Source organism: Streptosporangium roseum DSM 43021, from assembly GCF_000024865.1.
GTDB classification, from domain to species: Bacteria; Actinomycetota; Actinomycetes; order Streptosporangiales; family Streptosporangiaceae; genus Streptosporangium; species Streptosporangium roseum.
Genome location: NC_013595.1, coordinates 4,693,571 through 4,715,329 on the forward strand (window position 1 = coordinate 4,693,571; position 21,759 = coordinate 4,715,329).

Below are 21,759 nucleotides of genomic sequence, written 5' to 3' on the forward strand. Positions count from 1 at the left end.
GCCCCTCGGCGGTGCGGTGCGGGTCCCCCGGTGGTGTGGGGGCGGGGCCCTCAGCGGGTCGCCGTGACGGAGAGGGCGTCGTCCGGGCCGGACGACGCCCCGGTGATCCTGCTCCCAGGGTTCAGGGAAGGCAGCCGACGTGCGCGAGGGCCTGCTTCAGCAGGACGCCGTGGCCGCCGGACATCTCCTGTTGCACCAGCGGTGACGCGGCCTCCTGCGGGGTGAACCAGACCAGGTCGAGGGCGTCTTGCCGGGGCCGGCAGTCACCGGCGACCGGGACGACGTAGGCGAGGGACACCGCGTGCTGCCGGGGATCGTGGTACGGGGTGACGCCCTCCGTCGGGAAGTACTCGGCGATGGTGAAGGGCTGCGGGGAGGCGGGCACGTGGGGCAGCGCCACCGGGCCGAGGTCCTTCTCCAGATGGCGCATGAGCGCGTCACGGACCCGCTCGTGGTGGAGCACGCGCCCGGAGACGAGGGCGCGGCTGACCGTCCCGGCCGATCCGATGCGCAGCAACAGGCCGACATGCGTGACCACTCCCGTGTCGTCGACTCGCACCGGCACGGCGTCGACGTAGAGGATCGGCATCCGCGCGCGCGTCGACTCCAGCTCTTCGGGGGAAAGCCAGCCGGGCTTGGCTTCGGTCATTTCGGTCATTGACCGATCGTACTTCGCGGCCGGCCCGGGAGACGCGATGACTCTCCGGGGCCGCGGCGACCGGGTGGCCGGCGCCACCGGGCCGGGGCGCCCGCACGGGCGCCCACCTGCGGGAGAGGGCGTCCCACCGGATGCTCCGCGAGCCCGCCGGCGGACGGGGGGAGACCCGGCCGGCACCCGATGGCGCCGGGCGGGCGACGGTCCGCGGGCCCGAAACCGGTCCGGCATCGTGTTCCGGCCCGGAGTGCCGATGACCGATCCGGGGTCCGGCGGCGGTAAGGCGGGTGGGGTGCGCTTGTCCGGGGCGTGACGTCCGAGAGTCGCGGTCATGTCATCGGGTTTCGCAATAGCCGATTATGTTCGGCCGCTTTGCGGCCGGGAGTGGTTTTGGGGCCGCGAGCCTATACGCGGGTGAGGTAGTGGCACCCCTGCTCCGCCGAGAATGGACGGTCGGAATGCGCAGTCCCGCTACATGCTCCGATAGGTCGGTATTTCCGCAGGTGGGCGCCGTCATGATGGCGAAGGGGGATCCGCGGTGAGGTCCTGGTCCTTCAGAATGAAGAAATCACCCCGATTATTTCGACGCTCGCGAAATTCAGAGAAAACATCGCCCGGCTCATCGCCTTATGTTGTGGGCGTTTGACGGCCTTGTCAAGGCTGTCCCCAAAAGGGATGGGGAGCTACAGTGCTGATCGTTTAAACCACGTTTCGCGAGGTTGTTGTCGTGCCTTTGAGGAGATGGCCATGACGCAAGACCACACCGTGCAGGTCCCATCCGAAACGCCCGGCCGCGCAGGGGCGCAGGTCGCGCCGGTGGCCACATCCATCTTCGTCAACGGGCGGTTCCCGCGCAGACGCGGACTGATCATCCTGGTCAGTGCTCTCGTGGGCTTCCTGCTGACGATCGTCTGGTCGGCCGAGTTCGTCGACCAGACGATCGGCGACAACGTCGCCAACACGCTGCTCGGGCACGACGCAAAGGAGACGCCGATCGCCGGTATCGCCGCCGGTATCGCGTTCGCGTTCGTCAGCGGGCTCGCCGGCTCGTTCACCGCCTGCAACATCGCCGCGTTCGGCGCGGTGGCCCCCATGCTGGGCAACGTCGGCAGCCGGTGGGGCCGTCTGGCCCACACGCTGAAGCCGCTGGGCTGGCTGTCGATCGGCATGATCACCGTGTCCGCCGTCTACGGCGCGATCGTCGGGTTCGTGGGCACGAGCATGCCGCAGTTCTCCACCGCGCAGAACACGCCCGGAACCCTCTCGCCGCGCGGCATCCAGTCGATGGTGGTCTACGGCCTGATCGGGCTGGTGATGCTCTACATGGGGCTGGCCGCGCTCGGCGTGGTGCGCGACCCGTTCGCCCGTGTCTCCCGGCGCTTCCCCAACGCGCCGATGGTGTTCATGGGCGCGCTGATCGGCGGGTTCCTGATCGGCCGGCCGTTCGCGCTGTTCAGGCAGATGTTCCGGGACGCGGCCGAGAGCGGCAACCCCCTGTACGGCGCGGCGGCCTTTGTCCTGCAGTCGCTCGGCAACATCGTCATCATGACGGTGCTGTTCCTCATCCTGTCGTTCGTCGCGGGCAGCCGGTTGCAGCGGTGGCTGACGGCCAAGCCGAGCCGGATCGCGGTTCTGACGGCATCCTCCCTGATCGTCGCCGGGGTGTTCACCTTCCTGTACTGGGACGTGCGGATGCTCGCCCGGCGAGAGATCATCCCGTGGTACCCGACGGCGCCGTGGTCGTGACCCGCGCCGGCGACGGTCTCGGCCCGGACGGGTAAGCGCTCAGCCGGGCCGGCGGTCGCGGGCGAGCAGTGAGGGGATGTGTCCCCGCCCGCGCGCGGAGCGCCGATCGGGCCTGGGCGGGGGGAGCCGGCCCGGCCACGTCGCGGAGGGCCGCGCGCGGGTGAGGAGTGGTTTGCCGCCGGCGGGCGAATGGGCTTGAGTCTCCAGTAAGGGGAGACACGAGGGTGAGGGGCATGGACGGCGACACGCTCTACTCGATCGGTGATCTGGCCAGGCGGACCGGGCTGACGGTCAAGGCCATCCGGTTCTACTCCGACCGGGGGATCGTGCCGCCGACCGGCCGCAGCCCGGCCGGCTACCGCCTCTACGGCATCGACGCCGTCGCGCGCCTGGACCTCGTGCGGACGCTGCGCGAGCTGGGAGTGGACCTCCCCACGATCCGCAGGGTCGTGGACCGGGAGATCTCGCTTCCCGAGGTCGCCGCAGCGCACGCCGGAGCACTGGCGGTGCAGATCCGCGCGCTGCGCCTGCGGCGCGCGGTTCTTACGGCGGTAGCCAGGCGCGGGTCCACCCCTGAGGAGATGGATCTCATGCACAAGCTGGCAAAACTCTCCGAGGACGAACGCCGACGTCTGATCGGCGACTTCCTCGACACCGCCTTCGGCGGCCTGGACGCCGACGCCGGATTCGCGGGGATCAGACGCTCGATGACCCCCGAGCTGCCCGACAACCCCGAGGCCGAGCAGGTCGAGGCGTGGGTGGAGCTGGCCGAGCTCTCCCAGGACCCGGATTTCCGCGCCGGCATGCGGCGCATGGCCGAGCAGCACGCGGCCGAGCGCGCCCAGGGTGACCCCGCGGTCCTGCGCCGCGACTCCGCCGCGATGGTCCGTGAGCAGGTCGGCCCGGCCCTGGCGGCCGGCGTCGACCCGGCCTCGCCCCAGGCCCGTCCGATCGTCGCGGCGGTCACGGCTCGATACGCGCACGTCTTCGGCTGCCCTGACGACGCCGGCCTCCGGCGCCGGCTGCTGGCCCGGCTGGAGACCGCGAACGACCCTCGCAGGGAGCTGTACCTCCGGTTGCTCGCAGTGATCAACGGCTGGCCGGCCCCGGAGAGCCTGGCACCGGTGTTCGACTGGTTCATCCAGGCCCTGCGTGCCCCGGCGTGCGCTCCCGAGGCCGTCCGGCCCGGCTGATCTGATCCGCCCTCGGCGGTGACGTGCCGAAAGCGCGGGGGCCGGGCCAAGAGTGAGGGCCGGGTGCGTGCTGCCGGATCGCCGGGTGCGTGCCCGGCGGATTTCGGCCGGTGCGAGATCGGCCCTGGGCGGGGCCGGTCCCTCATCGCGAGGCGGCCGCGCGAGGGGGCGCTGCGGGGACGGGGCGCAGGTGGGCCTGGGCGAGGTAGTCGCGCAGGGTGTATTCCGCGGGCCGGTGCGCGATGAGCCCGACGTAGCCGTCGGGTCGCACGATGATCAGGGTGCTGTCGCGGGCGCCGTAGGCGCGGCGGATGCGGCCCTCGGTGTCGATCAGGACGGTGGTGCCGGTGAGGGGCCGCTGCTGTCCTGGCGCGATGACCGTGCAGACGCGCAGGTGGTCCGCGAGGCCGCGGGTGGCGTGCGCGGCCGCGCGGGCGTGCTGGGCGCCGAAGGTCAGGACGGTGAAGTGCGGCCCGCGGAACAGGTCGAACAGCCGGGCGCGGGAGGCGTCGGCGTCAAGCTGGACGGGGCCGTCGGGGGCGACGTCGCCGGCGCGGAGGGGGCTGCGGCGGCCGGTCAGGTCCAGGCTCAGCGGGCTGGTGCGGTAGGTGGGATGGTCGTTTCGGTCGCTGAGCTGTTGCCGGGCGAAGAACGGCTTGAGCACGAACCGCAGCAACGGCCGGATCAGGCGGGGCGGGGTGGCGGCGGCGAAGCGCCTGTCGCTTTCGGCGAGGATCGCGCGGGCGACGGGGAGCCGCTCGGCCTGGTAGGTGTCCAGCAGGGCGTCGCCGGCCGCGCCCCGCAGGACCAGGGCGAGTTTCCAGCCGAGGTTGTAGGCGTCCTGGATGCCGGTGTTCATGCCGAACCCGCCGAACGGGCTGTGCACGTGAGCGGCGTCGCCGGCGAGGAACACCCGGCCGACTCGGTAGGTGTCGACCATGCGCAGGTTGTAGCGCCAGACCGACAGCCAGGCCGGCTCGCTCAGCCGGATGTCGTCGCGGCCGGTGCGCTCGGTCACCGCCCGCTGCAGGTGTTCCAGCGAGGCTTCGGGCCAGGTGCCGTCCGTGTCAGGGGCCAGTGAGGCCACGACCTGCCAGGTCGGGGCGTGGGGGGTGGGCCGCAGCACCACGATGTGGCCGTCGGCGGCCATCCAGAGGTGCACCGCGTCGCGGTGACGCGGTCCGTCGACGTGCACGTCGGCGATCAACGCGCGGGCGTCGCCGTCGGTGGAACCGGAGAAGGCCAGGCCCAGACGGCGGCGGACGGTGCTGCGGCCGCCGTCCGCCCCGACCAGGTAGGAGGCGCGCACGGTCTCGGTGACGCCGTCGCGTCGCAGGGTCGCGGTCACTCCCGCGTCCTCGCCCTGGCCGTCGCCGGAGCGGAAGCCGGTCAGCCGGCGCCCGAACTCGACCACGCCGCCCAGCTCGGCCAGCCGCTCGCGCATGATGGCCTCGGTCCGCCACTGGGGAATGGCCAGCGAGTTGGGATGGGGACGCCGCGGGTCGGGCGCCGCGGGCGGCACCCGCAGGTCGAACAGCAGCGGCTCGCCCAGGTGGAAACGGGTCCGGGACTGCACCTGGGCGGCGGCCAGGACACGGTGGGCGGCGCCGAGGTCGTCAAGGATCTCCAGGCTGCGGGGCTTGAGGGTGAAGCCCCGGGAGCCGGTCTGGGGGGTGGGGGCCTGCTCGACGATCCGGCAGGTGAGGCCGCGGCGGATCAGGTCGCAGGCCAGGGTCAGCCCGGTAGGCCCGGCGCCCACGATCAGCACGTCGAGAGAGTTCATCGCGGTCTCCTTAACGCTGTTATATTTAACGCCGTTAAGGATGTATTGAACGTTGTTAAGCTGTCAACCATGAAACTCGACCGCGGTACGGTCGTCGTCGCCGCGCTGCAGCTACTGGACGAGGTCGGCCTGGACCAGCTGACCCTGCGCAGGCTGGCCGGCAAGCTGGATGTGCAGGCGCCGGCGCTGTACTGGCACTTCGCCAACAAGCGGGAGCTGCTCGACGAGATGGCCGACGCGCTGACCAGGGAGATCCCCCTGCGCCCGCTGGCCGAGGGCGAGTCCTGGCAGGATTGGCTCGCCGAACGCATGCGCGATCAGCGGCGCATGCTCAACGCTCACCGCGATGCCGCCCGGCTGTTCGTCGGCGCCCGCCCCGGCCCCAGCGCCCTGCCGATTCTCCGGACCGCGCTGGAATCGCTGCAGCGTGCCGGCTTCGCGCCGCGCGAGGCGCTGCGCGGCCTGTTCACCCTGGGCCACTACGTCAGCGGATTCGTGCTGGAAGAGCAGGCAGATCACCCGCGCGGGCCGGGAGAGGACCTTGACCAGGCCCGCCGATGGCTCGCCGACCACCTCGGCCTGTTCGAGGCCGTCGCGCAGAGCGGTCACCCGCAGGGGGAGGAGACCTTCGAGCACGGCCTGGCCATGATCCTGGAGGGCATGCGCGCCCATCTGCCCCCCGCCCCGCCTTCTCCGCCGTCAGGATGACGGCCACGTTCCGTCCCGTCGGGCCGTGACCTCCGGCGTGCCGGGCCGGTGCCGCTCCTGCCGGCGGGCGATGGCCCGACCTGTCGCGTCCACCAGGTGTCCGAGGGGCATGGGCACTCCGATGTGCTGTGTGACGCCGGTTCCGATGGGGGCGCAGGCGGCGCGTGCCGGGCCGCGACCACCGGCTCGACCCGATATCCGGGTGCGCGCCCGCCGACCGGGGCGCGGGTGGTCGCGCCACGGCCGTGGCGGGAGCGGGCGGCCAGGTGGGGCGCTGTCATGCGCCGCGCGCCGGTCGCCCCAGGCCGGGGATGAGCACCGCCGCGACGATCAGGTGCATGCCGGCCAGCGTCACCGTGCTCGCGGTGCCGACGGCGCCGCCGAGCGGCCCGGCCAGCGACAGCGCGAGCACCACGACCGCGATGACCGTCCAGGTCCGCCCCGGCCGTTTCGTGATCCGTTCCAGCGAGGCGAGCAGCGCCCAGCCTGCCAGCCCGGCGAGCAGGCTCGCCACGACGACCGCGCCCGGCCCGACGGGCTGGACCCCTTCGCCGAGCCGGACGGTCAGGTCGATTCCGGCCACCGGGCCCGCCAGCGTCCAGAGGGCGAGGGCCGCGGCCGTCGCGCCGGCCACCGTCAGTGCCCGCCGGGTGGCGCCGCCGCCGGCGCGCCCCGGTACGGAACGAGTGGGAGTGGTCTCACCGGACATGTGTTTTCCCCTTTCGAAGGACGGGGCGGGCCGTCCCGCGAGCCATCCGCCGATGGTCGCCGCGGCCGGTCCCGTCTGGTTCACGTCCACCAGCGTCGCCGTCGCGGTGCGGTCACCGCATCGGGCGCGCGGCTGCGGCGAGTCCGACCGCGGGAGGGCCGGCCACCTACTTTGGTAGGTGCCGGCACCGCGGAACCCGGAGCTACCCTTGGCCCATGAACGGCGACATCCACTGCGGCGAAGGGGCGGGAGCCGCCCGCCCGCGCGCCCCCGGAACCGGGATCCCCGCCGCGGTCATCATGGTCGTCGGGATGGGCGCCCTGGTCGCGCTGACGATCTGGGGCCTGTCCGACGCGCATCCGACGGGGGAGTCGCTGGGTCGTGACATCGCGGCCGGGGTGCTGGGATGCGTCCTGTCGCCGGTTCTGCTGCGGTGGCCGGTCACCGGCGCGCTGGGGCTCACGCTGCTGGCGGCGCTGTCGCCGGCGGCCACCCCGGCGGCCACGCTGGGCGCGCTGCTGGTCGCCCAGCGGCGCGGTTTCCCGGTCGCGGTCGCGGTGGCCGCGGCGGGGATCGTGGCCCACGCGGTGCAGGGCACATGGCGGCCGAACGGGGGGATCTCCTTCGGCTGGTGGCTGGTCCTGATCACCGTCGGGTACGGCGCGCTGGTCGGCTGGGGCGCGCTGGCCCGGGCGCGCCACGCGCTCGTCGCCTCGCTGCGCGAACGCGCCCGCCGCGCCGAGGCCGAGCAGGGCCGCCGGGTGGCCGAGGGCCGGATGCTCGAGCGGACCCGGATCGCCCGGGAGATGCACGACGTGCTGGCCCATCGGCTGTCCCTGCTGGCGACGTACGCGGGTGCGTTGGAGTACCGCCCGGACTCCCCGCCTGAGCAGCTCGCCCGTGCCGCGGGCGTGGTCCGCGCCGGAGCGCACCAGGCACTCGACGAGCTCCGGGACGTGATCAACCTGCTGCGCGACGAGGACACGGTCGAGGGCCACGAGCCCGATGGACGGCCGCAGCCCGTGCTGGCCGACCTTCCCCGGCTGGTCGACGAGTCCCGCGACGCCGGAGGCCGGGTGCGGCTGCGCAACGAGGTGGTCGACCCGGACGCCCTGCCCGCCGCCGCCGGCCGGACTGCCTACCGTGTCGTCCAGGAGGGGCTGACCAACGCCCGCAAGCACGCCACGGGCCGGCCGGTCCAGGTGATGCTGGAGGGCCGGCCGGGTGCCCGGCTCGTGATCGACATCCGCAACCCGCTGCCGGAGGACGGGGCCGCCACGTCGATCACACCCGGCACCGGCACCGGCCTGGTCGGGCTGACCGAGCGGGTGCAACTCGCCGGGGGGCGGCTCGACCACGAGGTGACCGCCGGCGAGTTCCGCCTGCGCGCCTGGCTGCCGTGGCCGGCGTGAGCCGCCCGCTGCGCGTCCTCGTCGTGGACGACGACGCCCTCGTCCGCGCCGGGCTGTCCATGATGCTCGACGGGATCCACGGCATCGCCGTGGTGGGCGAGGCCGCCGACGGCGACGAGGTGCCCGCGGCCGCTGACGCATACGCCCCCGATGTCGTGCTCATGGACCTTCGGATGCCGCGTGTGGACGGCATCACCGCCACCCGCAGGCTACGGAGCCGCCGGCACCCGCCCGAGGTCGTCGTGCTGACCACTTTCGACGCCGACGAGAACATCCTGCACGCGCTGCGCGCCGGCGCCGCCGGCTTCCTGCTCAAGGACACCCCGCCCGCGCAGATCGTCGAAGCGGTCCGCCGGGTCGCCGCCGGAGACCCGGTCCTGTCCCCTCGGATCACCCGCCGGCTCATGGACCGCGCCGCCACCCAGGCCGGCGCCTACCAGCGGGCCCGTGCCGCACTGGCCACCCTCAGCCCCCGTGAGAACGAGGTGGTTCTCGCCGTGGCCCGGGGGCGGACCAACGCCGAAATCGCCGTGGAGCTCTACATGAAGGTGACCACGGTCAAGGCCCACGTCTCCCACATCCTCAGCAAACTCGAGCTCGACAACCGGACCCAGATCGCCCTGCTCGCCCACGACGCCGGGCTCGCCTGACGTGGGGCGGGACGCCCGCCGGTACGGCCGCCGTCCGGCGTGGCCGGGCACCGACGGCCCGCGTGCCGGGTGGGTGGTCCGAGAACGGGCACGGACGGCCCGCGTGCCGGGTGGGTGGTCCGGGCGTGTGGGCGCCGGCGGGCCTGCCGTTGGCCGCGCCGGGGCCGTCTGTGATCCACAATGTACCGATGGCGACTGTCGTGGCATTTCACGCCCATCCCGACGACGAGGTGTTGATGACGGGGGGCACTCTCGCCCGTGCCTCCTCCGAGGGCCATCGGGTGGTGATCGTGGTCGCCACCGACGGCGTCATGGGGGCGGCGTCGGAAAGCGATTCGACCCGTATGGACGAACTGCGGGCGAGCGCCCGGATACTCGGTGTGGGACGCGTCGTGCACCTGGGCTACGCCGACAGCGGGCACGGGCCGGTGCTCTATCCCGACCCGCCGGACCGGACGCGCTTCGCCAGGGCGGACACCGAGGAGGCTGCCGCCCGGCTCGCCGCCGTTCTCCGCGAGGAGAACGCGGCGGTCCTGCTCAGCTATGACGCCAACGGCGGGTACGGCCACCGCGACCACGTGAAAGTGCACGAGGTCGGCAAGCGCGCGGCCGGACTGGCCGGGGTCTCGCACGTGCTGGAGGCCACCCTTCCCCGCGATGTCGCCGACCGGTTCGTGAGGCTGACACGCCTGCTGAGGATTCCGTTCCGCTTCGACGCCGAAGCGCTACGCGCCCTCTACAGCCCGGGCGCGGCCATCACACACAGGGTCGATGTACGGCGGTTCGCCCGCCAGAAGCAGGCGGCGCTCGCCGCGCACCGCTCCGAGGTGACCGGCCGCGGCCGGCTGGCACCGGTCATGCGGGTGCTGGTCCGGCTTCCGGTGCCGCTGTTCGGCCTGCTGCTCGGACGGGAGTGGTACGTCGACGCGGCGGCGTCGAACCCACGGGTGGTCTCGGACATATTCGCCGGCCCGGTAGCCGGGGAGACGCCCGCCAGGCGTGTCCCGTGAATCCGGTGCCGGGGCGACGACGGACGTGCGGGCCACCCCGCACGCGCCGGCCCCGCCCCGCAACACCGGCGAACGGCTGAACGCGATCGCCGCTCGCCGCGGCTCTCCCCCCTGGACGCCGGGTGATCCCGCGAGATGATGATCGGTCGCGCCGGCAGACCGGGGTATGACGGCCGGTTCCTCCTGCGGGCGGAAGGACGCGCGAGAGATGGCTGAAAGGCTTTTCCGGAGACGTGAAGCGCCTATCAGGAGACGATCCATGCCGATTTCCGCGCGAACCGTACCCACCGGGAAAGTGATCGCAGGGCTGGCGGTGGCGGCCGCCCTCGTGGCGCCGGCCGGGACACCGGCCCTGGCCCGGTCCTCGGACGAGGCCGCCACCCTGACGCTGCCCGCCCCGACCGGGAGGTATCCCGTCGGCACGGTCTCGCTGCACCTGGTGGACCGGTCACGCCCCGATCCCTGGGTGGCGTCCCCGCCGTACCGCGAGCTCATGGTGAGCGTCTGGTATCCGGCGAGAAGATCGCCGAACCTGCCGGTGGCGCCGCACATGTCACCGCGCGCGGCGGAGGACTTCGGCGGGACTCTCGCGGCCGCGCTGTTCGGCACCGAACCCGGCGAGGTGGACTGGGCCGCGACGGAGACGCACGCCAGGGCGGGCGCCCCGGTGAGCCGGAGGGCGGGAAGGCTGCCGGTCGTGCTGTTCTCGCCCGGGTTCGGCGCCCCGCGGTCGGTCGGGACCACGGTGATCGAGGACCTGGCCGGCCGGGGGTACGTCGTGGTCAGCGTCGACCACACCTACGAGGCCGCGCAGGTGGAGTTCCCCGGTGGCCGGCTCGAAAGGAGCACGTTCCCGCCTCAGCCCACACAGGACGCCATGAACAAGGCACTGGAGGTACGGGTCGCGGACACGCGGTTCGTCCTCGACCAGCTGGCCGGCCTCGACCGGGGGCACAACCCCGACGCGGGACGGCGCCCGCTCCCTGAGGGGCTGCGCGGCGGCCTGGACCTGTCCCGCGTCGGGATGTTCGGCCACTCCATGGGGGGCGCCACGGCGGCACAGGTCGTCCACGACGATCGGCGCGTCGACGCGGGCGTCAACCTCGACGGCGGACACCGCGGAGCGGTCGCCCGGACCGGGCTGGCCAAGCCGTTCCTGCAGGTGGCGGCCGAGCCGCACACCCGCGCCGGCGACCCCACGTGGCGGTCCTTCTGGGACGGCTCGAAGGGCTGGAAGCGGGAGCTGCGGTTCACCGGGGCCAGGCACTACTCGTTCACCGACGCCGAGGCGCTCGCGCCCCAGCTCACCGGGCTGCCGGAGAGCACGGTGCGCGAGCTCATCGGGACGATCGGCCCCGGCCAGGCGATCGCGGCACAGCGGGCCTACGTCGCGGCCTTCTTCGACCTGCACCTGAAGGGGCGTGACACGCCGCTGTTCGACGGTCCCAGCGGGCGGTACCCGGCGGTCGAGCTCATCCCGTAGCGGCTCGGCCCATCCGGGCGCCGCCGGTGGCGCCCGGATGGCGTCGCTTCCCGGCGTCGGCGGGTCGCACTCCTAACGGTCGAGGGCGACCCGCTCACCCGGATGGTCCCGGGAGCCGTCGTCGTCGATCGGGGCGACTGCGCCGGAGGCGACGAACCGGCGGCCGAAGAAGCGCCAGGCCACGGCCGTGAGCACGGCCATCACCACCGCCGACGCCCAGAAGGGGCCGGTGATGCCGGTCCAGCGGGCGATGGGCCCGCCGGCCAGGGCTCCCAGCGCGGAGCCGCCGACGGCGAACATCATGTACACGCTCTGGACGCGGCCCCGCAGCTCGTCGGGCACGGCCCGCTGGCGCAGCGTGACGCTGACCGCGCCGAAGATCGAGCTGTGGACGCCGAAGGCGATCAGGACGGGCCCGGCGACCCACACCGTGGTGGCGAGCGCCAGCCCGACGTGCGTCAGCGTCTCGATGACCAGGCCGGCCCGGAGAAGCAGCGAGTCGGAGAACCGTGCCTGGAGACGAGGGGCGACCATCACACCGACCAGCGAGCCGGCTGCGGACGCCGTGATGAGAACGCCGTAGCCGTATTCGTTGAGCCCGAGCCGGTCACGGCTGTAGAGCACGAGGATCGAGAAGCCCGCGATGAGCGTGACGTTCATCAGGCACAGCGCGAGGGAGAGCATCCGGATCGCGGAGTGGTTCCAGAGCCAGCGCATGCCCTCGCCGATGTCGGCGCGCACGGACCGCCGCTCGGCCGGAGCGCTCTGCCGTATCCCGCGCAGGGTGGAGATCAGTACGGCCGCCAGCACGAACGTCGCGGCGTTGATCCCGAACGGCAGCGCCGCCGCCATCACGAACAGGGCGGCGCCCAGCGGTGGCGCGGCGAACTGGTTGACCGCGAAGAAGACAGCGTGCATGCGCGCGTTGGCACGGGGGAGGTCCTCCGACTTCACGACCATCGGGACGAGCGTCCCCGAGGCGTTGTCACCGAGGGTCTCGCACACGCCGAGCAGGAACCCGGCGGCGTAGATGACCGGGATCGTCGCCACGTCCCGCCACACGGCCAGAGCCAGCACGCCCACGACCAGACCGCGGAGCACGTTGACCACCACGATCAGCCGCCGGCGGTCGAGGCGATCCACGAAGACGCCGCTGACCAGCGAGAACAGTACCCAGGGTAGTTGCTGGACGAACACGGCCAGGCCGACCAGCACCGGATCATCGGTGACCGAGGCGACCATCAACGGCGCGGCGGCCGCCGCTATGCCGTCGCCGACGTTGGAGACGGTGGTGGCCGCCCACAACGTGTTGAAGTTCCTGCCGAGTCCGGCCACCTTCTGCACTCCTGTCTTCCGGATGTGTAGAAGCATGGCCCGCCGAGACGCGTCGAAGTGGGTCGGAGTGATGAAATACGCAAATCAGCGTAGGCGGCGAGCACCGTCGCAGCGGGAATCCCGGGCGGGACCGCGGCGGCGGGCGATGCGGGAGACGGCGTCCCCCGCCCCACCGGACGTACGGGGAGGCCGGACGCGCGGAGACCGCCGGGTGAACGGTCTTCCGTGCACCGGCGGTCTCCGCGTCCCTGGCTCCGGGTCAGCCGGCGGTCCGGCCCTCCAGGTCGCGTGCCGCGTGCAGCCAGGTGCTGAACGCCTCGGCGTCGATGTCGGCCGGGGTGCGGAGTTTGACGCCGGCCATCTGCCGCGCGCCGGGTTCGAGGCGGCCGGACGGGTCGGCGATCTCCTGGCCCCGCCAGAACCCGAAGGTCACGTAGGTGGAGTAGGCCTTGACGTAGCAGACCGGGCTACTGCCCGGGGCCGGGCCCAGACTCCACACCGGATGTCCCTGCCAGACCGCGCCGGCCCCCGGCAGCGCCGCCTCGATGAGCGGAAGGAGTTCGCCGGCGATCTCGCGCTGGGACTCGGGGAGGGAGGCGAGGTAGTCCTGGACGGTGGCGAACTTGGCCATGTCGATGTCCTTGCTGCTTGTGGGAGAGGTTCAGGCGGGCTGGTAGGTCAGGTGAACGACGCCGGTGCCGAAGGTCGCAGAGTCGGCGAGGACCAGTTTCCGCTGCTCGGTGCCGTCTTCGAACAGGCGCTGCCCGGCCCCCAGGATGATCGGGTGGACCAGCAGGTGGAGGTCGTCGATGAGCCCGGCGTGCAGCAGTGCCCGGGTCAGGGTGATGCTGCCGGAGACGCTGATGTCCTTACCGGGCTGCCGCTTGAGCCTGGTCAGCTCTTCGACGACGTTGCCACCGATGACGGTCGAGTTGGTCCACTCGGCCTTTTCGAGGGTGGCCGACACCACCAGCTTGCGGATGCCGTTGAGCCGGTCTGCCATCTCACCGGTCTGGTGCGGCCAGACCGAGGCGAAGGACTCGTAGGTCACCCGTCCCAGCAGCAGGGTGTCCGCCTGGGCCTGCATCGACCCGACCGCCGCGCCCATCTCCTCGTTCAGGTAGGGGAAGTGCCACTTCTCGGGTGCCTCCACGACACCGTCCAGCGACATGAACAGTCCAGCGATGATCTTTCTCATGGCATCTCCTCAGTGAAGGGACCGGCCGGGACCGCCGCGAGGGCGGGGATCTGGACGGTGGTCATGGCCGGTGCCTTTCTCGGGTCCGTCTTCTTCGGTTCTCACTCACTCGTCGATCCAGCGATGTGACAGGGAACGCCGCCATTACCTGTCATATGGTTTGTCCGACCTGAAGGCAGAACCCGATGGATGTGGATAAGGAGACAGGGCGATGCGATTCCTCATGACGAGCAAGAGCGAGCGGGCGGCGGACGAGGCGCTCCACATCGAGATGGGCAAGTTCATCGAGGAGCTGACCAAGTCCGGTGTGCTGCTGGCCACCGGCGGGATGGAGCTGGAGGGCAGTCTGATCAAGTCCTCCGGCGGAGAGATCACCGTGATCGACGGCCCCTTCACCGAGGCGAAGGAGGCAGCCGGCGGGTTCGCGCTGATCGAAGCCCGCTCTAAGGAGGAGGCGCTGGAGGTCTCCCGCCGCTTTTTCAAGATCTTCGGTGATGGCGAGGGGCGGATCCAGCAGATCTTCGGATGACACCCCGCGGGAGCGCCGCCCCCGGTTTGCGCACGAGCCGGGGCGGTGCTCTTATCGTGCCCATGACGGCCCGGAACGTCCATGGTGCGATCGACGCGGTCTGGAAGTTCGAGTCCGCGAGGATCATCGCCGGGCTCACCAGAATGGTCCGCGACGTCGGCCTCGCCGAGGAGCTCGCGCAGGACGCGCTGGTAGCCGCGCTCGAACAGTGGCCCGGACAGGGCGTCCCGGATAATCCGGGCGCATGGCTCATGACCACCGCCAAACGCCGGGCCATCGATCACCTCCGCCGCGGCGAGCGGCTGGAACGCAAGCACGAAGAGATCGCCCACGCGCTGGAACAGCAGGGTCTCGAAGAAGGTGTGGACGACGACGTCCTGCGGCTGATGTTCGTCTCCTGCCACCCGGTGCTGCCGGCCGAGGCACGGGCCGCGCTGACGCTCCGGCTGCTCGGCGGTCTGACCGCCCTGGAGATCGCCCGGGCCTTCCTCGTGTCCGAGCAGGCCGTCGCCCAGCGCATCGCGAAGGCCAAGCGCACCCTCGCCGAAGAGCGGGTCCCGTTCGAACTGCCTCCCGGACCGGAACTCGCCGGACGGCTGGCGTCCGTGCTCGAAGTCATTTACCTGATCTTCAACGAGGGCTATTCGGCGACGTCCGGCGACGACCTGATGCGCCCGTCGCTGTGCCTGGAGGCGCTCCGGCTGGGCCGGCTGCTGGCCGAGCTGGCGCCCCGGCAGGCCGAGGTCCACGGCCTGGTCGCGCTGATGGAGATCCAGGCGTCGCGTTCGGCCGCGCGGACCGGCCCCTCGGGCGAGCCCATCCAGCTCCACGAGCAGAACCGCGGACGCTGGGATCAGCTCCTCATCCGCCGCGGTTTCGCGGCGATGTTACGGGCGAAGGAGGCCGGGGGCCCGCCCGGCCCGTATGTGCTGCAGGCCGCGATCGCCGTCTCGCACGCGCAGGCGAAGACCGCGCAGGAGACGGACTGGGGTCAGATCGCGGCCCTCTACGGAGCGCTGGTCCGGCTGGTGCCGTCGCCCGTGGTCCAGCTCAACCGTGCCGTGGCGCTGGGGATGGCCCGCGGGCCCCAGGCGGGGCTGGACATCGTCGACACGCTGACCTCCGATCCCGCGCTCAAGAACTACCACCTGCTGTCCGGCGTGCGCGGCGACTTCCTGGCCAAGCTCGGACGGCACGACGAGGCCAGGACGGAGTTCGAGCGCGCGGCCTCGCTCACTCACAACGCCCCCGAACGCGCTTTCCTGCTCAGGCGGGCCGCTACCGGCACAACCCCGGTGGCGGGAGTCACCCTGGGCCAGGCCGCGGAGAGCTTCCTGGCCCGCGAGGACCTGGACGCCGGGACGATCCGCTCCTACGGCCAGACCCTGCGCCGGATGTGCCTGGACCTTGGAGCCGGCACCCCGCTGGCCGAGGTGACCGCCGGGAAGTTGTCCACGGTCTTCTCCGTCGCCTGGGACGGGGCGGCGGCCAAGACCTGGAACCGGCACCGCGCGGCCGTCCGCTCCTTCTCCTCCTGGGCGTCCGTCGACGACCTCTCCGCCGGACTGGCCCGGAAGCCGGAGAGCCGCGAGCGCAGGCCGTCCATCGGCCCGTCACAGCTCGACGCCCTCTGGGAGCGCCCGGGCACGGCGCTACGCGAGAAGGTGCTGTGGCGGCTCCTCCACGAGTCGGCGGCCGCCGCCAGAACGGCCCTGTCCCTCAACGTCGAAGACCTCGACCTGGACGACCGGCGCGGACGCGTCGCCGCCAAGAACGGGCAGGTCTGGCTGTCCTGGCAGTCCGGCACCGCCCGCCTGTTACCCCACCTCGTGGCGGGCCGGACGCGAGGCCCGCTGTTCCTGGCCGACCGGAGACCCGCACCGGCCCGGATGCCCGGACCCGCCGACCTCTGCCCCGACACCGGACGGGGACGGCTCTCCTACGAACGCGCCGAATACCTCTTCAAACAGGCCACCAGGCCGCTCGACCCGTCAGGCGCGGGCTACACCCTCCACCAGCTCAGCCACTCCCGCCCTTGACCGTCGGCGAGATCCTCCGGCGGCCCGCCGCCCTGCTGCGCCGGTGGGGAGAGACCGAAAACGAGTCGACAGAAGACGCGCCGGACGGTGGTATGGACATCGGCCGGCAGTCCAGCCGGCTGCCGCCAGTCCCTCCGCTGCGTCGCGTGGTCCGTGCCGCTCGGTGGGTTCACCCCGGTCAGGAAGGTTTTCATGCGCGCCGGCAAGATGCATGCCGACGAGGTGGACATCGACATGCCTCTCGTGCGCCGGTTGCTCGCCGGGCAGTTTCCGCAGTGGGCGGATCTTCCCGTCGAACCGGTTGACTCCGCAGGGACGGACAACGCCATGTACCGGCTCGGTGAGGACATGGCCGTACGACTCCCTCGTATCGAGTGGGCCGTCGGGAACGTGGAGCGGGAGCAGCGGTGGCTGCCGCGGCTCGCCCCGCTGCTTCCGGTCACCATCCCCGCCCCGCTCGGGAAGGGAGTGCCCGCAGACGGCTATCCCTGGCACTGGTCCGTCTACCGCTGGCTCGACGGCGAGAACCCGGCCGTCGGCCGGATCACCGACCCCGCCCTGCTCGCCGAGGATCTGGCGGAGTTCGTCACCGCGCTGCGCCGGATCGATCCCACCGACGGGCCGCCCGCGGGCCGCGGCGTGCCCCTGGCGACGCGGGACGCTCCCACGCGCGCCGCGATCGGGGACCTGCGCGGAGTCATCGACACCGGTGCGGCGACCGCCGCGTGGGAGGAAGCCCTGCGGATCCCCGCGTGGTCCGGCCCGGCGGCCTGGGTCCACGGAGACCTGTCACCCGGGAACGTGCTGATCACCCGCGGGCGGCTCAGCGCCGTCATCGACTTCGGGTGCGTGGGCGTGGGCGATCCCACCGTCGACCTGGTCGTGGCGTGGAACCTGCTGCCCGCCGCCGCGCGGGACGTCCTCCGCGCCGCTCTGCGGGTCGATGACGCGACCTGGGCGCGGGGCCGCGGCTGGGCGCTGTCGATCGCGCTCATCCAGCTCCCGTACTACCGGAGCACGAATCCGTCGCTCGCGGCCAACTCGCGGCACGTGATCCGGGAAGTCCTCGCCGATCACGAGCGTGCCACCCACCGATCAGATTGACCCGGCCCCGCCGCCGGGCTGCGGATCTCCATGGCGCGGCCCCCGGACACCGTGCTCGCGCGGCCGGACGGCTCGGTGGCAGCCGGCCGCTGGACCAGGCCTGACCAGTATGATTATCCATTCCGGTATCGATCTCATCTTGCTCCCGATATTGGACATGACCCGATCGACCTGGTCTGCTCTCACCGTTCACCGAGAGCGAGGAGTCCCCATGCCGCATCGCCGTACCCCCATCCGATGGCCGCGGTCCCGGGCGGAGCCGGGTGCCGTCCTGACCGTGTCCGCGTGAATTCTCCTCGGCGGTCCGTGGTCCGCCGCCGGGCGGGCAGGCCATCGGATCGGCGGGTGATCGTGGTGGTCGTGGGGGTGCAGCTGGCCATCTCGCTCGGATTCTTCGCGGTGATGGCGCACCTGGTGTCCCACCTGCGGCACGATCTCGGCATGCTGGCCGGGACCATCACCCTGGTGCTCGGCGCGCGGATCGCGGTCCAGTACGCGCTGTTCCTGCCGGTGGGCGCGGTGACCGATCTGATCGGCGCGACCAGGGCGGGGGTGCTGGCCTGCGTGCTGCGCGCGGCGGGCTTCGTGCTGCTCGGGACCGCCGACGAGCTCGCCGGGCTGCTCGGTGCGGCCGTGCTGCTGGGCGTGGGCGGCGCGCTGTTCCATCCCACCGCCCAGTCCCTGCTGGCCGGGCTGGCACCGGCCCGCCGCTCCCGGGGGTTCGCGGCCTACGTGATCGCCGGGCAGGTGGCCGCGGTGGCCGGCCCGCCTGCCGGGCTGCTCCTGCTGACCGCCGGATTCTGGGTGCTGGCGGCCGCGGCGGCGGCCGCGTGGGCGCTCGCCGCCGTGCTGTTCACCCTGCTGGGCGAGGAGCGTCGTACCGCTCCCGGCGCGGACCCGCGTCACCGTACGGGGCGGTGGGCCGGCGCCCGGCTCGGCACACGGATGGTCGCCGGGGGAGTGGCGGAGGCGCTGCGCGATCGGAGGTTCGTGCGCTTCGCCGTGGTCGCCGCGCCCAGCACGTTGCTCGCCGACCAGATCGTGACCGTCGTCCCGCTCAAGGACGTCGGGGCGGGCGCGACGACCCTGTTCTTCTCGCTGGTGGCGATGGTCGCGACGGCGGTGCAGCCGTGGTGCGCGGCGGGCGGACGGGGAGAGCACCCGTGGGTGCTGCGGAGCGGGTTGCTCTGCGCGGCGGCCGGCTATCTGGTGCTGCTCGCCACGCCGTCGGAAGGCAGCGGCGGCCAGATGGCCGGGATCGTGGCGGCCGCCGTGCTCAACGGGCTGGCCAACGGGCTCATGCAACCGGCGCTGTTCCAGACCGTCACGCGGTGCGCGCCGGCCCATCGCTTCGGGGCGTATCTGGGGGTGCTCAGCTTCCTGTCGGGAGCGTGCGCCTTCCTGGGAGGGCTCGCGGTAGGCCGGCTCTTCGACGCCGGAGGGTGGGGGCCGTCGATGGCGCTGGCCGCCCTCGGCCTGGTCGCGCTGCTGTCCGCCGGGGCCTGCGGCCTGCTCGACCTCCGGCGCGCCGGGAGCGGATCCGCCGGGACCTCCGCGCCCGTTCGCGTCCCGGTCGCCGGCTCCGCGTCCGCCGGGCGGAACGCGAGCTCTTCCGGGAATGGTCAAGTGAATGATTGACTGCCTGGTTCGTGCGCCGGCGATGGAACCGCGGCGCACGAGCGTCTTCACCGTCTCCTCGGTGACCGTCAAACAGCTCGCCGTCTCCGGATCGGACAGGCCCTCGGCGACGAGCCGCAGGACCTGCGTCTCGCGAGGGGTGAGCGCGGCGAACGCGGGACTCGCCATCCAGGCGACCGCCGATCTGTCCGGTCTGCCCCTGAGCCCGTGGGCAGGCCTCGGCGCGATAGGCGGGCAGGAGCCTCAGCGGGGGCGTTTCCCGTCAGGGGCGGGCCCGGCGAATGCCCGGCGGCTGTGCACGAGCAACTCGCGTATCGCGGGACTGTGGGTGTCCTTCCAGACCAGGGCGAGCAGGGCGGGTGTCTCGACGTCGTCGATGATGAGGGCGGTGAGCCGGTCACGGTAGTGCGCGGCCATCGAGTCGCTGAGGACGGCGACGGCGAGCCCGCGGGCGGCGAGGTCGGCGATGGCGTCCGCGGCGCTGGCCTGCAGCGCGATCACCGGCTGGATGCCCTGTGCCGCGCAGGCCTGGTCGAACACCGTGCGCAGGCCGGTGCCGGGGGGCATGCACACGATCGGGTGGGCGCTCAGCTCGCGCAGGGTGATCCGCCGCTGCTCCGCCAGGGGGTGCCCGGCCGGGACCGCCGCGACGAGCCGCTCGCTGATGATCGTCAGTGCGTCCAGCCCGTCGGGGGTGGCGGTCGCGGTCCCGGCGAGCGCCAGGTCGAGGGTGCCGGCGCGCACGCCCTCGACGAGCCGGTCGGAGTTGTCCTCCAGCAGCGAGATCTCCACGCCGGGATGCGCCCGGTGGAAGGCGGCGAGGGCGTCGAACAGCGGCGTGACGGTGCAGCCGATGACCATCCCGACCGTGAGCCGGCCCCGGATCAGGTCGGTCACCTCGCCCACCGCCTGGCCGAGCGCGCCGGCGGCGGCGAGCGCGGCGCGGGCGTGTTCGAGCGCGGCCTTTCCCGCGACGGTGAGGGTGGCGGTGCGCGCCGACCGGTCGAACAGCTCGGCGCCGAGTTCGCGTTCCAGCTGGCGGATCTGGGCGCTGACGCCGGACTGGCTGATGTGCACCCGCTCGGCCGCCCGGGTGAAGTTCCGCTCCTCGGCAACCGCGACGAAGTATTCCAGCTGCCTCAGTTCCATGAATACAGATTCTAACTTCCAGCAGATCCATCTGCTGGACTTCTGGCCGTCGGGTGACCAAGGGGCAGGCCCGGCCTCGGGAGGAAGCCGCGCCGGAGCATGAGTGCGACCGGGAGTGCCGAGCCGGCCTTTTCGCGTCCCGGCGGCGTCCGTAACGGTCGTGAGGAGAGACGCCGGACCGTCAGACAGCGCCTGCGCCACCTTCCGCGCCCGTGAGGCGGGGCGGTCAGGAGGCGGCACCCACCTGCCGGGCAATCGCGGCGGCGGCCACTGCCGCAGATGGCGGCCGCCGCCGGGAGTGCCGGGGTGTCACTTCTTGATCAACGGAGGGACCTGGTCGATCGCGTAGGGGATGCTCAGCACGGTGTTGAAGGACAGTGCCGCGCCGATCGGCGGGTCCTGGTAGGTCAGGAAGAGGTCGCGGCCCTCCTTGGCGACCTTGAGTTCCTTGTACACGCTGTCGTTCTTGATGCGCGCCCAGGGCTCCTTGCCGGTCGTCAGCCAGACCAGCCGGTCGACCTCCAGCATGTTCAACCCCTCCGAGCCGAACTCGGCGACATTGGACCGGCCCGCCTGCTTGGTGATCCTCTCGGGGATCGTGAAGCCGAGCTCGGCGAGGAAGGCCGACTTGGGATCGCCCTTCTGGAAGGCCGAGTACGTCCCGGCCTTGAAGCTGTCGGCGGCGACGGCCGTCAGGCCCTTCCACTGCGGGTTGGCCTCGCGGACCTCGGTGAACTTCACGCCGATGCGGTCGATGAGCGTTTTGGCCTCGGCCTCTTCGCCGAGGGCCCGTCCGGCGAGCAGCGTCATCTCCTGCCACGGCGCGGCGTAGGGGTCGAAGCCCTTGGGCTGGGCCACGACGGGGGCGATCTTCGAGAGCTGGTCGTACTGCTCCTTCTGAATCCCGGAGTACATGGCGAAGATCAGGTCGGGCTTGAGCGCGACGACCTTCTCCATTTTGACGCCGTCCTCGCGCAGGCCGAGCACGGTGGGCTCGACGCCGCCCCACGCTTCCTTGGCCCACGGCCAGTCGGTGAACGGCGTGCGCTGGAACCAGTCCACCACGCCCACCGGCCTGTGCCCGAGGGCCAGCAGGGGCTCGTGGTCGCTGAGGCCTATGGTGACGATCCGCTCCGGCTTCCTGGTGATCTCCGTGGTGCCGTGGAGGTGCTCGACCTTGAGCGGGAAAGCGGTTCCGGCGGTGGGCGCCCCCACGGTCGTGGCCTCAGCCCGGGGGCTGGACGGGCCGTCGCCGCCGCAGGCTGAGGCGGTCACGGCCAACGTCAAAGCGGCGAATGCCGTCAGCAGGCGGTTCGTCTTGAGAGGGGGGAGCATTCGGTTTCTCATTGTCTCTTCGATGCGACATGCAGTCTCATGCGGACAAACGGTACGAGGGGTGATACTAAGGCAAGGCTTAC

The 21,759-nt window shown here is 72.1% G+C and carries 19 protein-coding genes and 1 pseudogene; 11 read left to right on the top strand and 9 right to left on the bottom strand.

The annotated features are described in order from the left end of the window. Positions 1-121: 121 nt before the first annotated feature. Positions 122-658, bottom strand: a complete 537-nt coding sequence (locus tag SROS_RS20440) for an NUDIX hydrolase family protein (RefSeq protein ID WP_012890856.1) — start codon at positions 656-658, stop codon at positions 122-124. Positions 659-1,402: 744 nt separating this feature from the next. Here SROS_RS20440 and SROS_RS20445 point away from each other — a divergent pair. Then, positions 1,403-2,401 carry a hypothetical protein gene (locus SROS_RS20445; protein ID WP_012890857.1) on the top strand — a complete coding sequence of 333 codons (999 nt, stop codon included), beginning with the start codon at positions 1,403-1,405 and terminating at the stop codon, positions 2,399-2,401. A 233-nt stretch (positions 2,402-2,634) separates the two neighbouring features. Then, positions 2,635-3,594: a MerR family transcriptional regulator gene (locus SROS_RS20450; protein ID WP_012890858.1), complete on the top strand. Its 960-nt coding sequence runs from the start codon at positions 2,635-2,637 to the stop codon at positions 3,592-3,594. A 142-nt stretch (positions 3,595-3,736) separates the two neighbouring features. Here the strand turns inward: SROS_RS20450 and SROS_RS20455 are convergent, their stop codons facing one another. Next, a complete protein-coding gene (locus tag SROS_RS20455) occupies positions 3,737-5,377 on the bottom strand; it encodes an FAD-dependent monooxygenase (RefSeq protein ID WP_012890859.1) in 1,641 nt (546 codons plus the stop codon). 69 nt (positions 5,378-5,446) lie between these two features. On the opposite strand from SROS_RS20455, the gene SROS_RS20460 reads away from it, so the two are divergent. Next, entirely contained in the window at positions 5,447-6,085 is a 639-nt protein-coding gene (locus tag SROS_RS20460; RefSeq protein ID WP_012890860.1) for a TetR/AcrR family transcriptional regulator C-terminal domain-containing protein, read from the top strand. Positions 6,086-6,362: 277 nt separating this feature from the next. Here SROS_RS20460 and SROS_RS20465 read toward each other — a convergent pair whose 3' ends face one another. Further along, on the bottom strand, positions 6,363-6,878 hold the full coding sequence (locus SROS_RS20465) for a DUF6069 family protein (protein ID WP_245564683.1): 516 nt from the start codon (positions 6,876-6,878) through the stop codon (positions 6,363-6,365). A 131-nt stretch (positions 6,879-7,009) separates the two neighbouring features. Here SROS_RS20465 and SROS_RS20470 point away from each other — a divergent pair, with 131 nt between their 5' ends. From SROS_RS20470 to SROS_RS20485, 4 genes are all read left to right on the top strand, one after another. Beyond that, complete coding sequence (locus SROS_RS20470) at positions 7,010-8,206, top strand: sensor histidine kinase (RefSeq protein WP_012890862.1); 1,197 nt, start codon at positions 7,010-7,012, stop codon at positions 8,204-8,206. Next, the gene (locus tag SROS_RS20475; protein ID WP_043652438.1) at positions 8,194-8,856 is read left to right on the top strand and encodes a response regulator; all 663 of its coding nucleotides are present in this window, start codon (positions 8,194-8,196) and stop codon (positions 8,854-8,856) included. The genes SROS_RS20470 and SROS_RS20475 overlap by 13 nt, the downstream gene beginning before the upstream one ends. Positions 8,857-9,044: 188 nt before the next feature. After that, positions 9,045-9,866: a PIG-L deacetylase family protein gene (locus SROS_RS20480; protein WP_012890864.1), complete on the top strand. Its 822-nt coding sequence runs from the start codon at positions 9,045-9,047 to the stop codon at positions 9,864-9,866. A 295-nt stretch (positions 9,867-10,161) separates the two neighbouring features. Continuing rightward, entirely contained in the window at positions 10,162-11,349 is a 1,188-nt protein-coding gene (locus SROS_RS20485) for an alpha/beta hydrolase family protein (RefSeq protein WP_245564684.1), read from the top strand. Positions 11,350-11,421: 72 nt separating this feature from the next. Here SROS_RS20485 and SROS_RS20490 read toward each other — a convergent pair whose 3' ends face one another. The 3 genes from SROS_RS20490 to SROS_RS20500 all read right to left on the bottom strand — a co-directional run bounded on the left by SROS_RS20490 (position 11,422) and on the right by SROS_RS20500 (position 13,882). Then, the gene (locus SROS_RS20490) at positions 11,422-12,693 is read right to left on the bottom strand and encodes an MFS transporter (protein ID WP_218919881.1); all 1,272 of its coding nucleotides are present in this window, start codon (positions 12,691-12,693) and stop codon (positions 11,422-11,424) included. 250 nt (positions 12,694-12,943) lie between these two features. Further along, positions 12,944-13,315: a DUF1801 domain-containing protein gene (locus tag SROS_RS20495; protein ID WP_012890867.1), complete on the bottom strand. Its 372-nt coding sequence runs from the start codon at positions 13,313-13,315 to the stop codon at positions 12,944-12,946. A 30-nt stretch (positions 13,316-13,345) separates the two neighbouring features. Continuing rightward, complete coding sequence (locus SROS_RS20500; protein WP_012890868.1) at positions 13,346-13,882, bottom strand: dihydrofolate reductase family protein; 537 nt, start codon at positions 13,880-13,882, stop codon at positions 13,346-13,348. Positions 13,883-14,093: 211 nt separating this feature from the next. On the opposite strand from SROS_RS20500, the gene SROS_RS20505 reads away from it, so the two are divergent. The 4 genes from SROS_RS20505 to SROS_RS20520 all read left to right on the top strand — a co-directional run bounded on the left by SROS_RS20505 (position 14,094) and on the right by SROS_RS20520 (position 19,192). Then, positions 14,094-14,411 (top strand): YciI family protein, encoded by a 318-nt coding sequence (locus tag SROS_RS20505; RefSeq protein WP_012890869.1) that lies wholly within the window; start codon positions 14,094-14,096, stop codon positions 14,409-14,411. A 62-nt stretch (positions 14,412-14,473) separates the two neighbouring features. After that, positions 14,474-16,450, top strand: a complete 1,977-nt coding sequence (locus SROS_RS20510) for an RNA polymerase sigma factor (RefSeq protein WP_043652441.1) — start codon at positions 14,474-14,476, stop codon at positions 16,448-16,450. A gap of 192 nt (positions 16,451-16,642) precedes the next feature. Beyond that, positions 16,643-17,554 (top strand): aminoglycoside phosphotransferase family protein, encoded by a 912-nt coding sequence (locus SROS_RS20515; protein WP_012890871.1) that lies wholly within the window; start codon positions 16,643-16,645, stop codon positions 17,552-17,554. Between the two features lie 285 nt (positions 17,555-17,839). Continuing rightward, positions 17,840-19,192 (top strand): MFS transporter, encoded by a 1,353-nt coding sequence (locus SROS_RS20520; protein WP_169369322.1) that lies wholly within the window; start codon positions 17,840-17,842, stop codon positions 19,190-19,192. Between the two features lie 90 nt (positions 19,193-19,282). Here SROS_RS20520 and SROS_RS54440 read toward each other — a convergent pair. From SROS_RS54440 to SROS_RS20530, 3 genes and pseudogenes are all read right to left on the bottom strand, one after another. After that, positions 19,283-19,360 (bottom strand): annotated as a pseudogene (locus SROS_RS54440) (hypothetical protein); the annotation flags it as partial. A 75-nt stretch (positions 19,361-19,435) separates the two neighbouring features. After that, a complete protein-coding gene (locus SROS_RS20525) occupies positions 19,436-20,341 on the bottom strand; it encodes a LysR family transcriptional regulator (protein ID WP_012890873.1) in 906 nt (301 codons plus the stop codon). A 309-nt stretch (positions 20,342-20,650) separates the two neighbouring features. Next, positions 20,651-21,676 (bottom strand): iron-siderophore ABC transporter substrate-binding protein, encoded by a 1,026-nt coding sequence (locus SROS_RS20530; protein ID WP_012890874.1) that lies wholly within the window; start codon positions 21,674-21,676, stop codon positions 20,651-20,653. Positions 21,677-21,759: the final 83 nt, after the last annotated feature.

Coding starts and splice junctions, on each gene's coding strand:
- SROS_RS20440 (WP_012890856.1), bottom strand. CDS start 658: ATGACCGAAATGACCGAAGCCAAGCCCGGCTGGCTTTCCCCCGAAGAG.
- SROS_RS20445 (WP_012890857.1), top strand. CDS start 1,403: ATGACGCAAGACCACACCGTGCAGGTCCCATCCGAAACGCCCGGCCGC.
- SROS_RS20450 (WP_012890858.1), top strand. CDS start 2,635: ATGGACGGCGACACGCTCTACTCGATCGGTGATCTGGCCAGGCGGACC.
- SROS_RS20455 (WP_012890859.1), bottom strand. CDS start 5,377: ATGAACTCTCTCGACGTGCTGATCGTGGGCGCCGGGCCTACCGGGCTG.
- SROS_RS20460 (WP_012890860.1), top strand. CDS start 5,447: ATGAAACTCGACCGCGGTACGGTCGTCGTCGCCGCGCTGCAGCTACTG.
- SROS_RS20470 (WP_012890862.1), top strand. CDS start 7,010: ATGAACGGCGACATCCACTGCGGCGAAGGGGCGGGAGCCGCCCGCCCG.
- SROS_RS20480 (WP_012890864.1), top strand. CDS start 9,045: ATGGCGACTGTCGTGGCATTTCACGCCCATCCCGACGACGAGGTGTTG.
- SROS_RS20495 (WP_012890867.1), bottom strand. CDS start 13,315: ATGGCCAAGTTCGCCACCGTCCAGGACTACCTCGCCTCCCTCCCCGAG.
- SROS_RS20500 (WP_012890868.1), bottom strand. CDS start 13,882: ATGAGAAAGATCATCGCTGGACTGTTCATGTCGCTGGACGGTGTCGTG.
- SROS_RS20505 (WP_012890869.1), top strand. CDS start 14,094: ATGCGATTCCTCATGACGAGCAAGAGCGAGCGGGCGGCGGACGAGGCG.
- SROS_RS20510 (WP_043652441.1), top strand. CDS start 14,474: ATGACGGCCCGGAACGTCCATGGTGCGATCGACGCGGTCTGGAAGTTC.
- SROS_RS20515 (WP_012890871.1), top strand. CDS start 16,643: ATGCGCGCCGGCAAGATGCATGCCGACGAGGTGGACATCGACATGCCT.
- SROS_RS20525 (WP_012890873.1), bottom strand. CDS start 20,341: ATGGAACTGAGGCAGCTGGAATACTTCGTCGCGGTTGCCGAGGAGCGG.
- SROS_RS20530 (WP_012890874.1), bottom strand. CDS start 21,676: ATGCTCCCCCCTCTCAAGACGAACCGCCTGCTGACGGCATTCGCCGCT.